We start from the raw sequence: 12,660 nt of genomic DNA on the forward strand, positions 1-12,660 counted from the left end.
CGCCAACACCGCTCTGAAGGAACGACTGTGCTCGTGACGCTTTGAAAACAGCTTCTAACGGACATTGGCGCCTTAAAAGGCTGGCTGATTCTACGGGAAAAAAAAATTAAAGGTAAGTTGGGCTTCCAGGTTTGAGGGGTGATCAATCTTAGACAAAGGGCTAACATGCCCGTCTGTCCTGTTTTTGCGTGTGCGTTGCCTTATGCCCAACCAGCTCATCAAGACCCCCTGCGTCGGCCTCTGTTCCACTGTCTACGGTGACCTGGTCTGCCGTGGCTGCAAGCGGTTCCACCATGAAGTGATCCACTGGAACGGCTACAACGAGGAAGAAAAACGCGCGGTGTGGATGCGGCTCGAGCAACTGCTGGTGCAGGTAATGGTGGCGAAGCTGGAGGTTTTCGACCCGGCGTTGCTGCGTCAGCAACTGGAGGCGCGCAAGATCCGCTTCGTGCCGCACCAATCGGAATATTGCTGGGCCTATCAACTGATCGCCCGGGGCGCGCGGGTGATCAATAACCTGGAAGCGTACGGCATGGTCCTGTTGCCGGAGTTTCGCGATTGGGACCTGCCGGACCTGCGAGATGCCATTGATCGGGAATTCTTCCTCCTGTCCGAAGCGCATTACCAACGTTATATCGCGCCGGGGTTCCTCAAGGATGCGATGGACGGCTGACAGCCTGTCATTCGGACCAGATAGCTTTTGTGGCGAGGGAGCAAGCTCCCTCGCCACGGAAACTCGGCTGAATCCACAAAGCCTCAACCCTTGTACGCCAACTCCACCAGGTGGTCTTCGACTTCCTGTGGCTTGAGCACCAGCACATCGCTTTCCAGCGCATCGAGCACGGCTTCGGCGGTATTGCCGATCAACACGCCTGACAAGCCGGAGCGCGCCACGGTGCCAATCACGGTGACCGCGGCCTGAAGCTTGTGGGCCATGTAGGGAATCAATACGTCCGCCGGGCCTTCCTGGATGTGCAGATGCTGGTCATCGATGTCGAACTCGGCCTGGAACGCCCGGCATTGTTCGCGATAACGCGCTTCGATGGTTTCCTTGAGCTGGAAGGTCGGGTCGGCCGACGAGAGCATCGGTGACGGGTGGGCGCTGATTACATGCAGGTGCGCCTTGGCCAGGAGGGCAATGTCATAGCCGTGATCGATGATGGTCGAGTGCAGGTGACGATGCTCGCCATCGGCATTGCCGACATCGACTGCCGCCAGGATGACCCGGTCTTTCCAGGAACCGCACGTCTTGACCAGCAGCACCGGGGTCGGGCAATGGCGCAGCAACTTCCAGTCCGCCGGGGTCAGCAGGGCTTTTTTCAATGGGCTGTCCGGGAAGTGTTGCTTGATGACCAGGCCACAGCCTTCGGCCTGCTGCACGTCGATGATGGTTTCGTAAAGGCTTTCGTTCCAGGCCTGTTCGGTGGTGACGCTATAGCCGTCGGCCAGCAATGCGCTTTTCAGCACGCTGAGCAGGCCGGCATGATCGTGGTGTTTGTCGCATGCCAGCAGATGCAGATGAGCCTGGGTTACTCCGGCGATCAATTTGGCGCGCTTGAGCGCAAGGCTTTCCGAATGTTCGGGTTCGATGACCACCAGGATGCTGCGAATGGCTTGCATGATCGGCGTCTCCAGCAATAAAGAGGCATGGCGTTGCTCAACTATAGTTGCTATGGATGGCGCGTCGACTTGATGCATATCAATCGGTGTGACTGGTGGTCTGGAGGCAGGCCGGTATAATCGGCGCCCTTTGCTCGACTACCTTTTCCGTGAGCCCCATGATCCTTCCCGAAATTCACGAGTTCCTCGGCTGCCGCACCCCCGATGCCTGGGTCCAGGCTGCGCTGGCCGATCAGGAAACGCTGCTGATCGACCACAAGAACTGCGAGTTCAAGGCCGCCAGCACCGCCCTGAGCCTGATCGCCAAGTACCATTCCCATGTAGATTTGATCAACATGATGTCGCGCCTGGCCCGGGAAGAGCTGGTGCATCATGAGCAGGTCATGCGCCTGATGAAAAAGCGCAAGGTCGGCCTGCGCCAGCTTTCCGCCGGGCGCTACGCCTCGGGCTTGCGCAAAGTGGTGCGCAGCCACGAGCCGGTGAAACTGGTGGACACCCTGGTGGTCGGCGCCTTCATCGAAGCCCGCAGCTGCGAGCGATTCGAGGCGCTGGTGCCGCATCTGGACGAGGAACTCGGCAAATTCTATTTCGGCTTGCTGAAAAGTGAGGCCCGGCACTTCCAGGGTTATCTGAAGCTGGCTTACCAGTATGGAGACGCCAAGGACATCGCCCAGGTGATCGACAAGGTTCGCGAGGCCGAGCGCGAACTGATCGAGTCGCCGGATGGGGAGTTCCGGTTTCACAGCGGCGTGCCGGCCTAACGGGTCAAACCCAACCGTTCATGCCACTGGGCAATCGATTCCTCGGGATATACCTCGAACTGCTGGTCGCCCGGATGCGCCTCGACTTCCACCCACGGCGCCTTGGAACCCAGCATCAGGTGGGTGTGCTCCGGCGGTACCGGCAACGGCGTGTCGATGGCTGAGGCAAACGGATGGATCAGCTCCGGCCACTCGGGGCTGAACAACCACAACCCCGAACCGCAAAGCGAACAGAAATGCCGTTCGGCGCTGCTGCGATGGGCGCGTTTATCGCCTTCATCCTTGAGTCGCGCATGGTAGACCGTGATGTGCTTGCGGCCTTGCACCTTGAGACTCTTCGCATCGCCCCCCAGGTTGACCGCAAAACCGCCGCCGCCCTGGGTCTTGCGACAGATCGAACAATAGCAGCGCTGGTAAGGGTAGGGATGGGTGCTGTCCAGGCTGAACGAAACGGCGCCGCAGTGGCAGGATCCTTCGAGGTGCATGGGGGGACCTCCGGTTAGGGACTGAATAATCTGGACAACCTCGATGGGGTGATGTTCTCAACTTTTGAGTTGATGCGCCGACGCCAGTGGAAGAGCTTGCCCGTGATGAATGGTCATGCGGACTTGATTTTGGGCACCCGCCACAAATACCAAGCCGCCACCGTCCGATAAGGACTCCAAGCCTGGCCGATAGCGATGATCTGCCGGCGATTCGGCTGAGTCTCCAGACCTTTTAGCCGTCGATATCCTTCGCGAACCCCAAAGTCATCCGCCGGCAAGACATCCACTCGTTCCAGGCTGTAGATCAACAGCATCTCCACGGTCCAGCGCCCGACGCCGCGCAGGCTGACCAGGCGCTCGATCAGTGCTTCATCGTCCATGGCCCGGGCCGTGGCGTAATCCGGCACGATCCCATCCAGTGTCGCCTGGGCGATGCCCTGGAGGGTCGCGAGCTTGCTCGCGGAGAATCCGCAACTGCGCAGTAGCGTGCTGTCTGTTGCCAACAGTTGTTCGGGGGCGGGAAACGCGGCGGGGGCAAACAGCGCGACAAGCCGCCCGAGAATGGCGTCCCCGGCCTTGGCGTGCAGTTGTTGGTAGGCAATCGCCCGCACCAGTGCCTCATAGGGATCGCGGGCCGGCTTGGGTTGCAGCAGGCACGGGCCGACGGACGCGATGTGACGCCGCCAGTCTTCGTCAAGATTGGCCAGGAAAGTACTCGCTTCGTCGTAAGGCGTGCTCATCCGGATCTCTGTTCGGGGCTGATCAAAACGCCAAGGGCAACGAAACCTGCACCGCGGCTTTTTCCAGCCGCAACAGAAACGCCTTGCGCGGCTGGCCGCCACCGTAACCGGTCAGCGCGCCGTCCGCGCCGATCACCCGATGGCAGGGAATGACGATCGCCAGGCGATTCTGCCCGTTGGCCAAGCCCACGGCGCGGCTGGCGCCAGGGCTGCCCAGGGCGCAAGCGACGGCGCCGTAGCTGCGGGTTTCGCCATAGGGGATCTTTTGCAGTTCGGCCCAGACCCGGACTGCAAAGGCGCTGCCAGGCATGTGCAGCGGCACGTGGAAAGTCGTTTGTTTGCCGGCGAAATAATCCGCCAGTTCGGTTTCGATCTGTTGCAAATGAGCGTTATGCCCCGGGGCGACCGTGTAGCCGTAGCGTTGCTGCAGTTCTTCCAATTCTTTGGTCAAGGCCGGGCGGTCGAGAAATTCCAGCAGCACCAGTCCGCGACGTTCGGCCATGGCCAGCATCGGCCCCAGAGGGGTTGTCAGTCGGGTGAACAGCAACGGTTCGCTGAGGCCGGCGCGGCCGGGGGTGATATGAAAAGACTTCACGAACGCATCACGAAAACCGCTCAGGGATTCATAGCCGGAATCGAACGCGGCGTTGTCGATCGAGGCGCCTTCCTTGATTCCGCCCAAGGCGATGCCCAGGCGCCGGGTGCGCAGGTAGGCGTGAAAAGTCATGCCGAAATGCTGTTTGAACCAGCGGCGCAGCTTCAGCGGTTCGATGCCCTGTTCGTGCAGCAGCGCATCGGTCCAGCGCACGTCGGGCCCGGCATCCACGGCTTTGAGCAGCGCCTGGATCCAGGCCGGTGCGATGGCCGCGGCATCCAATGGCTTGCAGCGCAGGCAGGCTCGATAGCCGGCCGACATGGCCTCGTCGGCGTGGGCGAAGAACTCCACGTTCTCCGGCTTCGGCTTGCGTGCCGTGCAGCTGGGACGACAGAAAATGCCGGTGGTCTTGACCGCGGTGAAAAACACCCCCTCGTAGGCGGTGTCTCGTTCGAGCATGGCGCGGACCATTTCGGCGTGGGGCGGGAGCAGCGAGTCTTGTAGGTTCATGGGAGGAGCATAGAACCGTGGCCCAAAGCCCTCCACCGAAAAATCGACAGTGAATTTGCCGATATCAATATTTCCAGAACACTGGCGTGAACAACACCAGCACCGTCAGGATCTCCAGACGTCCCAGCAGCATGCCGAGGGTCAGCAGCCATTTCGCCGCGTCCGGCAGGGTCGAGAAGTTGCCGGCCGGGCCAATGATATTGCCCAGGCCCGGGCCGACGTTGCACACGGCGGTGGCGGCGCCGGTCAAGGCGGTCGTCCAATCCAGGCCGATCAGCGCGAGGCCCAGGGCGATGGCGCCGATGGTGATCGCGAAGAAGAACGAAAACGTCAGCAGCGAGCGAACGATTTCCTCGTCGATGGGGTGATTGTTGTACTTCTTCTGGATCACCGCCCGGGGGTGGATCAATTGCTTCAAGCTGCCCATCAACAGGACCTTGGCGACCTGAAACCGAAAGATCTTCAGGCCCCCGGCCGTGGACCCCGAACAGCCGCCGACGAACGTCAGGTAAAAGAACAGCAGCAGGGCGAAGCTGCCCCACAACGTGTAGTCCCCCAGGGCCACGCCAGTGGTTGTGACCACGGAGGTGACGTTGACCGCGACGATACGGACCGCGTCCCACCATGCATGGTCGCTGTTCAGGCTCAGCCAGGTGCCGACCGCGAGCCAGGTGACCACCAGAAAGCCTATGAATCCCCTGACTTGCTGGTCCTTGAGCAAGGCGCGCCGGTGGCCTCGCAATGTCGCCACATACAGCGTGAAGGGCAGCGCCCCCGCCATCATGACCACCACCGACACCCAATGGACCGCCGGTTGCGGCCAATGGGCGAGGGACGCATCGGAGGTGGAGAATCCTCCGGTGGAAATCAGCGACATCGCATGGTTGATCGCCTCGAAAGGCGTCATGCCGGCAAGCCACAGCGCCAACGTCGAGAGCGCGGTCAAGCCTACGTAGATCCACAGGATGTAGTTGGCCGCGACATGCGAGCGCGGCGTGACTTTCTCCGACCAATCCGAAGATTCGGTCTGGAACAGCCGCATGCCACCGACCCGCAATAACGGCAGGACCGCCACGGCCATGCCGATAAAGCCGATTCCACCGAGCCAGTGCAGCATCGAGCGCCATATCAACAGGCCGGGCGATGCCGTGTCCAAACCGGTCAGGATGGTCGAGCCGGTGGTAGTGATGCCGGACATGGTCTCGAAAAACGCATCGGTGTAGCTGATGTGCTGAATGAGCACCATTGGCAGGGCGGCGAACGCACAGACGAATACCCAACTGGCGGTGGTCAGCAGGTACATTTCCCGGGGCCGCATCTGGGCCTGTTCCGGTCTTCCACGGGCGACCAGTGCCACACCGCAGACAAAAGTGATCAGGCTCGACCAGAGAAACGCCGACAAGTCATCGTTGCGCTCGTAGAACATCAGCGTGAACAGCGGAATCGCCATGCTGACCGCGAGGGTGATCAGGAAAATCCCAAGGATGAAACCGATGAGACGCAGAACCGCTATGGACATGGATAACGCCTGATTCAAAAGCTGCACAGTATCGATTTGGCGAGTCGGTCAGCGCGTAAAGTTTGCGTAAAAAAGAAGCGGGCGTGCTTGATGACGAAGGCAGTTTTCTTCAATACCCGTGCGGGCAACCCGTTTAACTTGGGGCCTCTTTCCTCAAACGAAGAAGATATGTGATGAGCTTGATATTATCCATGGCGACCTTTGCGCTGGTCGCGTCCATTACGCCGGGCCCGGTCAATATCGTGGCCCTCAGTTCCGGCGCTCGGTACGGTTTGCGCGCCACCTTGCGCCACGTCGCCGGCGCCACCCTGGGGTTTGTCCTGCTGCTGGTCTTGATGGGGTTGGGGTTGCACGAAGTCTTGCAGCGCTGGCCGGGGCTCACCCGCGTGGTGCAACTGGCGGGGGTGGCGTTCCTGTTGTTCATGGCCTGGAAGCTGGCGATGGACAACGGCGAGCTGGGTGAGCGGGACGAAGGGCGCGCGCCGTCGATGATCTACGGCGCACTGATGCAGTGGCTCAACCCCAAGGCCTGGCTGGCCTGCGTGGCGGGGATGGGCGCTTTCGTCGCCGATGGCGAGGCATCGCTGGTGTGGCAGTTCGCGGCGATCTATTTGGTGATCTGCTACCTGTCCGTGGGCTGCTGGGCATACGCCGGCAGCTTCCTGCGTACCTGGCTGGGGAATCCGGTGACCATGCGCCTGTTCAATCGGGCCATGGCGGCGTTGCTGGTGGCGAGCGCGGTGTATCTGTTGTTGCCGTGAGCAACCCGTCCTTGGGGTTGGAACGCTGTCGGGGCGAGGGAGCTCGCTCCCGCTCGACTGCGCAGCGGTCGCCTGGAATCGAGGGCTACTCCGTAGCCCAGCGGGAGCAAGCTCCCTCGCCACGGGACGGGGCAGTGTCAGCCTCGGTATTGCCCGGGCGTGGCGGCCAGGTGTTGCTTGAATGCCCGTTGGAAATGCGCCTGGTCGGCAAAACCGCTTTGCAGCGCGACATCGGCAATCAACTTGCCCTCGCGCAATTGGCGACGGGCGAATTGGATCCGGCGATTGATCAGGAAAGCGTGGGGCGTCATACCGTAGTGACGCTTGAAGGCCCGGCTCAAGTAGGACGGCGAGAGCTGTGCAAACGCGCAGATATCCTCGAGCTTGAGGGCTTCGGTGCAATGGTCATGGATGAACTGCGCGGCCCGCATCAAAGCAGGGTGACTGCCCCGGTCCGGGCGCCCGGCCGGATTGAGCCGATGCTGGAGGTCGGTGAAAAACGCCTCGACGGCATCTTTTTTGGCGCGGGTATCGACCTGTTCATCCACCAGTATTTCGTAGAGCGCACACAGGCCGGAGAAAAGCGCGGCATCGCGGCTGTGGGTGGTGTCGAACGCCTGGAACTCCATGGACGGATCAAAGCCGATCCGCCGTTGCAGGTCCCTTAGCCATTGGGTATCGACATACAGCATCACGTAGGACCAGGGTTGATTGTCGATGGGATTGCAGGCGTGGACGTCGCCAGGATTCATCAGCACCACCGTGCCGCCCTCGACCTGGAAGCTCGACTGCTCATGCAGATACGTGCTGCGCCCGGCAGTGATCGCACCGATCGAGAAATGGTCGTGGGAGTGACGCGAATAACAGACCTTGCGCCCATCGGCGATGGCCCGGGCTTCGATGAAAGGCAGCGCCGCGTCGTGCCAGAAACGTGGGGCAGCGTCATGGTTGGCGGGCTTCATCGGTCGATGTCCTGTTTTGTTGGCTGTGCCTGAGTGTATTCGCCTGCGCCCAAAAATGCCCGTTCGAGATCGGTGCGGGTCTGGACGGGGTTGCAAGTTCGCTTCCACAGATAACGTGCAGAGCAAAAAAACGCCGCTTGACCTTTCCAGGCCAAGCGGCGTTTTTGTTGCAACGCGAAGATTATTCTTCGATGTTGCCCATGGCGGTGGTGTTGAAGCCGCCGTCCACGTACATGATTTCACCGCTGATGCCCGACGCCAGGTCAGAGCACAGGAAGGCGCCGGCGTTGCCGACTTCTTCGATGGTGACGTTGCGACGCAGCGGGGTTTGCGCTTCGTTGGCGGCCAGCATCTTGCGGAAATTCTTGATGCCGGAAGCGGCGAGGGTGCGGATCGGGCCGGCCGATACGCAGTTCACGCGGGTGCCGTCCGGGCCCAGGGAGCCGGCCAGGTAGCGAACGCCCGCTTCCAGGGAGGCCTTGGCCATCCCCATGACGTTGTAGTTCGGCATGGTGCGCTCGGCGCCCAGGTACGACAGGGTCAGCAGGCTGCCGTTGCGGCCTTTCATCATTTCACGGCCGGCTTTGGCCAGGGCCACGAAGCTGTAGGCGCTGATGTCGTGGGCGATGCGGAAGCCTTCGCGGGTGGTGGCTTCGGTGAAGTCGCCGTCCAACTGGTCGCCCGGGGCGAAGCCCACGGAGTGCACGATGCAGTCCAGGCCATCCCACTTCTTGCTCAATTCTTCGAAGACCTTGGCGATTTCTTCATCGCTGGCCACGTCGCATGGGAAGCACAGCTCCGGGCTCGAACCCCAGCCTTGCGCGAACTCTTCGACACGACCCTTGAGTTTGTCGTTCTGATAAGTGAAGGCAAGCTCAGCGCCCTCGCGATGCATGGCGGCAGCAATGCCGGATGCGATGGACAGCTTGCTGGCGACACCGACGATCAGTACGCGCTTACCGGCGAGAAAACCCATGTGTTGCTCCTCTTTCAGGTTATTCGGCAGTTGTTGGGGCCAGGAAGGCGGCCTCCAGCAACTGCTGTGTATAGGGGTGTTGCGGCGCGGCGAATATGCTGCGGGCATCACCTTGTTCGACCACTTGGCCATGCTTGACCACCATCAGCTGGTGGCTCAGCGCTTTGACGACAGCCAGGTCATGGCTGATAAACAGGTACGTCAGGTTGTACTTGGTTTGCAGCGACCGCAACAGCTCCACCACCTGGCGTTGCACGGTACGGTCCAGGGCCGACGTCGGCTCATCCAGCAGAATCAACGCCGGCTTGAGCACCAGGGCCCGGGCAATGGCGATGCGCTGCCGTTGCCCTCCGGAAAATTCATGGGGGTAGCGGTTCCGGGTTTCCGGGTCCAGGCCTACCTCCTTCAATGCCGCGATTATCGCTTGTTCCTGTTCTGCCGGGGTGCCGATCTTGTGGATCCGCAACCCTTCGCCGACGATCTGGCTCACACACATCCGTGGGCTCAGGCTGCCGAACGGGTCCTGAAACACCACTTGCATCTCCCGGCGCAGCGGCCGGACCTGCTGCTGTGACAGGCAGTCGAGCTGCTGGCCCTCGAAGCGGATCGCGCCCTGGCTGCCGATCAACCGCAAGATCGCCAGCCCCAGGGTCGACTTTCCGGAACCACTTTCGCCGACGATGCCCAGGGTCTGGCCCTGGGGCAGGCTGAAGCGGATTCCGTCCACCGCCTTGATGTAATCCACCGTACGCTTGAACACGCCTTTCTTTATCGGGAACCAGACTTTCAGGTCCTCGACCTGCAACAGCGGCGGGCCGACGACGTTGTTTGCCGGGTTGCCGCTGGGCTCGGCGGCCAGTAATTCCCGAGTGTACGGATGTTGCGGCGCGCGGAACAACTCTGCGCACGATGCCTGTTCGACGATGCAACCGCGCTGCATGACACATACGCGGTGCGCAATTCTTCGCACCAGGTTCAAATCGTGGCTGATAAGCAGCAGCGACATGCCCAGGCGTGCCTGCAAATCCTTGAGCAGTTCGAGGATTTTCAGCTGCACGGTGACGTCCAGTGCGGTGGTCGGTTCGTCGGCGATCAGCAGTTCCGGCTCATTGGCCAAGGCCATGGCGATCATCACCCGTTGCCGCTGGCCACCGGACAGTTCATGGGGCAGGGCCTTGAGGCGCTTGTGCGGATCAGGAATGCCGACCAGCTCCAACAGTTCAAGGGAGCGGCGGGTAGCGACCTTGCCAGTCAGGCCCTTGTGGATGCCGAGCACTTCGTTGAGCTGTTTTTCGATGCAGTGCAAGGGATTCAGCGACGTCATCGGCTCTTGGAAAATCATCGCGATCCGGTTGCCGCGAATATGGCGGATGGTTTTTTCCTTCAGGCCCAGCAGGTCCTGGCCCGCGTACTGGATGGTTCCGGTGGGATGATGGGCCAGCGGATAGGGCAGCAAGCGCAGGATGGAGTGGGCCGTCACGGACTTGCCCGAACCGCTTTCGCCCACCAGGGCCAGGGTTTCGCCTCGCTTGATGTCGAAGCTGACGCCTTCGACCACCCGCTGGCGGCGTTCGCCGACGACGAACTCCACCGCCAGGTCGCGTACTTCGATCAGATTGTCCTGGTTCATTTCACTTCCTCGGATCGAAGGCATCGCGAGCGGACTCGCCGATGAACACCAGCAGGCTCAGCATGATCGCCAGTACGGCGAACGCGCTGATGCCCAGCCACGGCGCCTGGAGGTTGGACTTGCCCTGGGCTACCAGCTCGCCCAGGGAAGGCGCGCCCGCCGGCAGGCCGAAGCCGAGGAAATCCAGGGCGGTGAGGGTGCCGATGGCGCCGGTGAGGATGAACGGCATGAACGTCATGGTCGAGACCATGGCGTTGGGCAGGATGTGGCGGAACATGATCGCGCCGTTCTGCATGCCCAATGCGCGAGCGGCGCGCACGTATTCCAGATTGCGGCCGCGCAGGAACTCGGCGCGCACGACGTCCACCAGGCTCATCCAGGAAAACAGCAGCATGATGCCCAGTAGCCACCAGAAGTTGGGCTGGACGAAACTGGCGAGGATGATCAGCAGGTACAGCACCGGCAACCCGGACCAGATCTCCAGGAAGCGCTGGCCGGCCAGGTCCACCCAGCCCCCGTAGAAACCCTGCAGGGCACCGGCGATTACCCCGATGATCGAGCTGAGCACCGTCAGCGTCAGGGCAAACAGCACCGAGATACGAAAACCGTAGATCACCCGCGCCAGCACATCGCGCCCCTGGTCATCGGTACCGAGCCAGTTCACCGAGGAGGGCGGCGCCGGTGCCGGGACTTTCAGGTCGTAGTTGATGCTCTGGTAGCTGAACGGAATCGGTGCCCACACCACCCAGGCGTCCTTGGCGGCCAGCAACTCACGGATGTACGGGCTCTTGTAGTTGGCCTCCAGCGGGAATTCGCCGCCAAAGGTGGTCTCGGGGTAGCGCTTTAGGGCCGGGAAATACCAGCCGCCGTCGTAATGCACCACCAGCGGTTTATCGTTGGCGATCAGCTCGGCGCCCAGGCTCAGCACGAACAGCACCAGGAACAGCCACAGCGACCACCAGCCGCGCTTGTTGGCCTTGAACAGTTCGAAACGGCGGCGATTGAGAGGGGACAGGTTCATCTCAATGCTCCCGGCTTTCGAAATCGATGCGCGGATCGACGAAGGTGTAGGTCAGGTCGCCAATCAATTTCACCACCAGCCCCAGCAAGGTGAAGATGAACAGTGTGCCGAATACCACGGGGTAGTCGCGGTTGATCGCGGCTTCGAAACTCATCAGGCCCAGGCCGTCGAGGGAGAAGATCACTTCCACCAGCAGCGAGCCGGTGAAGAAAATGCCAATGAAGGCCGAAGGAAAGCCGGCGATCACCAACAACATTGCGTTGCGAAACACATGGCCATACAGCACGCGGTTGCGGGTCAGGCCCTTGGCCTTGGCGGTGACCACATACTGCTTGTTGATTTCATCGAGGAAGCTGTTCTTCGTCAGCAGCGTCATGGTGGCGAAGTTGCCGATCACCAGCGCGGTCACTGGCAAGGCCAGGTGCCAGAAATAGTCGAGGATCTTGCCGCCCAGGGTCAGTTCATCAAAGTTGTTGGATGTCAGCCCACGCAGCGGGAACCAGTCGAAATAGCTGCCGCCGGCAAACACCACGATCAACAAGATGGCAAATAGGAACGACGGGATCGCATAGCCGACGATGATCGCCGAACTGGTCCACACATCGAAATGACTGCCGTGCCGCGTCGCCTTGGCGATCCCCAAGGGGATGGACACCAGGTACATGATCAGTGTGCTCCATAGCCCGAGGGAGATGGACACGGGCATCTTTTCCTTGATCAGGTCAATGACCTTGGCGTCGCGGAAGAAACTGTCACCGAAGTCCAGGCGGGCGTAGTTCTTGATCATGATCCACAGGCGCTCCGGAGCGGACTTGTCGAAGCCGTACATACGCTCGATTTCCTTGACCAACGCCGGGTCCAGGCCCTGAGCGCCGCGGTAGGAGGACGAACCTGCCACCGATACCTCGGCACCGCCGCCAGCGATGCGGCTGGTGGCGCCTTCGAACCCTTCGAGCTTGGCGATCATCTGCTCCACCGGGCCGCCGGGCGCGGCCTGGATGATGACGAAGTTGATCAGCAGGATGCCGAACAGCGTCGGGATGATGAGCAACAGCCGCCGAAAAATATAAGCCAGCATCG

At 61.2% G+C, this 12,660-nt stretch carries 13 protein-coding genes; 3 read left to right on the plus strand and 10 right to left on the minus strand.

Annotation, left to right across the window (positions count from 1 at the left end; all coding sequences use genetic code 11):
* Positions 1-202: 202 nt before the first annotated feature.
* The gene (locus DOCECA_RS07625) at positions 203-673 is read left to right on the plus strand and encodes a DUF1289 domain-containing protein (RefSeq protein WP_420766577.1); all 471 of its coding nucleotides are present in this window, start codon (positions 203-205) and stop codon (positions 671-673) included.
* Between the two features lie 83 nt (positions 674-756).
* Here DOCECA_RS07625 and DOCECA_RS07630 read toward each other — a convergent pair whose 3' ends face one another.
* On the minus strand, positions 757-1,620 hold the full coding sequence (locus DOCECA_RS07630; protein ID WP_420766576.1) for a universal stress protein: 864 nt from the start codon (positions 1,618-1,620) through the stop codon (positions 757-759).
* A gap of 158 nt (positions 1,621-1,778) precedes the next feature.
* Between DOCECA_RS07630 and DOCECA_RS07635 the strand changes: the two genes are divergently transcribed.
* The gene (locus DOCECA_RS07635) at positions 1,779-2,381 is read left to right on the plus strand and encodes a tRNA-(ms[2]io[6]A)-hydroxylase (RefSeq protein WP_420766575.1); all 603 of its coding nucleotides are present in this window, start codon (positions 1,779-1,781) and stop codon (positions 2,379-2,381) included.
* Here the strand turns inward: DOCECA_RS07635 and DOCECA_RS07640 are convergent.
* The 4 genes from DOCECA_RS07640 to DOCECA_RS07655 form a co-directional block, all read right to left on the minus strand.
* The gene (locus DOCECA_RS07640; RefSeq protein WP_420766574.1) at positions 2,378-2,866 is read right to left on the minus strand and encodes a GFA family protein; all 489 of its coding nucleotides are present in this window, start codon (positions 2,864-2,866) and stop codon (positions 2,378-2,380) included. The genes DOCECA_RS07635 and DOCECA_RS07640 overlap by 4 nt on opposite strands.
* 113 nt (positions 2,867-2,979) lie before the next feature.
* A complete protein-coding gene (locus DOCECA_RS07645) occupies positions 2,980-3,606 on the minus strand; it encodes a DNA-3-methyladenine glycosylase family protein (protein ID WP_434563721.1) in 627 nt (208 codons plus the stop codon).
* Positions 3,607-3,628: 22 nt separating this feature from the next.
* Positions 3,629-4,711, minus strand: coding sequence for a bifunctional transcriptional activator/DNA repair enzyme AdaA (locus tag DOCECA_RS07650; protein ID WP_434611083.1), 1,083 nt, complete (start codon positions 4,709-4,711; stop codon positions 3,629-3,631).
* Positions 4,712-4,775: 64 nt separating this feature from the next.
* Entirely contained in the window at positions 4,776-6,230 is a 1,455-nt protein-coding gene (locus DOCECA_RS07655) for a TrkH family potassium uptake protein (protein ID WP_420766571.1), read from the minus strand.
* 173 nt (positions 6,231-6,403) lie between these two features.
* Between DOCECA_RS07655 and DOCECA_RS07660 the strand changes: the two genes are divergently transcribed.
* On the plus strand, positions 6,404-6,991 hold the full coding sequence (locus DOCECA_RS07660) for a LysE family translocator (protein WP_420766570.1): 588 nt from the start codon (positions 6,404-6,406) through the stop codon (positions 6,989-6,991).
* 137 nt (positions 6,992-7,128) lie between these two features.
* Here DOCECA_RS07660 and DOCECA_RS07665 read toward each other — a convergent pair whose 3' ends face one another.
* The 5 genes from DOCECA_RS07665 to DOCECA_RS07685 all read right to left on the minus strand — a co-directional run bounded on the left by DOCECA_RS07665 (position 7,129) and on the right by DOCECA_RS07685 (position 12,658).
* Entirely contained in the window at positions 7,129-7,953 is an 825-nt protein-coding gene (locus DOCECA_RS07665) for an AraC family transcriptional regulator (RefSeq protein ID WP_434563727.1), read from the minus strand.
* A 181-nt stretch (positions 7,954-8,134) separates the two neighbouring features.
* Positions 8,135-8,929 carry an enoyl-ACP reductase FabI gene (gene fabI, locus DOCECA_RS07670; protein WP_003202751.1) on the minus strand — a complete coding sequence of 265 codons (795 nt, stop codon included), beginning with the start codon at positions 8,927-8,929 and terminating at the stop codon, positions 8,135-8,137.
* A 19-nt stretch (positions 8,930-8,948) separates the two neighbouring features.
* Positions 8,949-10,559 (minus strand): ABC transporter ATP-binding protein, encoded by a 1,611-nt coding sequence (locus DOCECA_RS07675; RefSeq protein WP_420766568.1) that lies wholly within the window; start codon positions 10,557-10,559, stop codon positions 8,949-8,951.
* A 1-nt stretch (position 10,560) separates the two neighbouring features.
* A complete protein-coding gene (locus tag DOCECA_RS07680) occupies positions 10,561-11,580 on the minus strand; it encodes an ABC transporter permease (RefSeq protein WP_434563729.1) in 1,020 nt (339 codons plus the stop codon).
* A gap of 1 nt (position 11,581) precedes the next feature.
* Positions 11,582-12,658, minus strand: a complete 1,077-nt coding sequence (locus DOCECA_RS07685; RefSeq protein WP_420766566.1) for a microcin C ABC transporter permease YejB — start codon at positions 12,656-12,658, stop codon at positions 11,582-11,584.
* Positions 12,659-12,660: the final 2 nt, after the last annotated feature.

This window comes from Pseudomonas sp. E102, from assembly GCF_052660185.1.

Coding starts and splice junctions, on each gene's coding strand:
- DOCECA_RS07625 (WP_420766577.1), top strand. CDS start 203: ATGCCCAACCAGCTCATCAAGACCCCCTGCGTCGGCCTCTGTTCCACT.
- DOCECA_RS07665 (WP_434563727.1), bottom strand. CDS start 7,953: ATGAAGCCCGCCAACCATGACGCTGCCCCACGTTTCTGGCACGACGCG.
- DOCECA_RS07655 (WP_420766571.1), bottom strand. CDS start 6,230: ATGTCCATAGCGGTTCTGCGTCTCATCGGTTTCATCCTTGGGATTTTC.
- fabI (WP_003202751.1), bottom strand. CDS start 8,929: ATGGGTTTTCTCGCCGGTAAGCGCGTACTGATCGTCGGTGTCGCCAGC.
- DOCECA_RS07660 (WP_420766570.1), top strand. CDS start 6,404: ATGAGCTTGATATTATCCATGGCGACCTTTGCGCTGGTCGCGTCCATT.
- DOCECA_RS07635 (WP_420766575.1), top strand. CDS start 1,779: ATGATCCTTCCCGAAATTCACGAGTTCCTCGGCTGCCGCACCCCCGAT.
- DOCECA_RS07680 (WP_434563729.1), bottom strand. CDS start 11,580: ATGAACCTGTCCCCTCTCAATCGCCGCCGTTTCGAACTGTTCAAGGCC.
- DOCECA_RS07675 (WP_420766568.1), bottom strand. CDS start 10,559: ATGAACCAGGACAATCTGATCGAAGTACGCGACCTGGCGGTGGAGTTC.
- DOCECA_RS07685 (WP_420766566.1), bottom strand. CDS start 12,658: ATGCTGGCTTATATTTTTCGGCGGCTGTTGCTCATCATCCCGACGCTG.
- DOCECA_RS07630 (WP_420766576.1), bottom strand. CDS start 1,620: ATGCAAGCCATTCGCAGCATCCTGGTGGTCATCGAACCCGAACATTCG.
- DOCECA_RS07640 (WP_420766574.1), bottom strand. CDS start 2,866: ATGCACCTCGAAGGATCCTGCCACTGCGGCGCCGTTTCGTTCAGCCTG.
- DOCECA_RS07650 (WP_434611083.1), bottom strand. CDS start 4,711: ATGAACCTACAAGACTCGCTGCTCCCGCCCCACGCCGAAATGGTCCGC.
- DOCECA_RS07645 (WP_434563721.1), bottom strand. CDS start 3,606: ATGAGCACGCCTTACGACGAAGCGAGTACTTTCCTGGCCAATCTTGAC.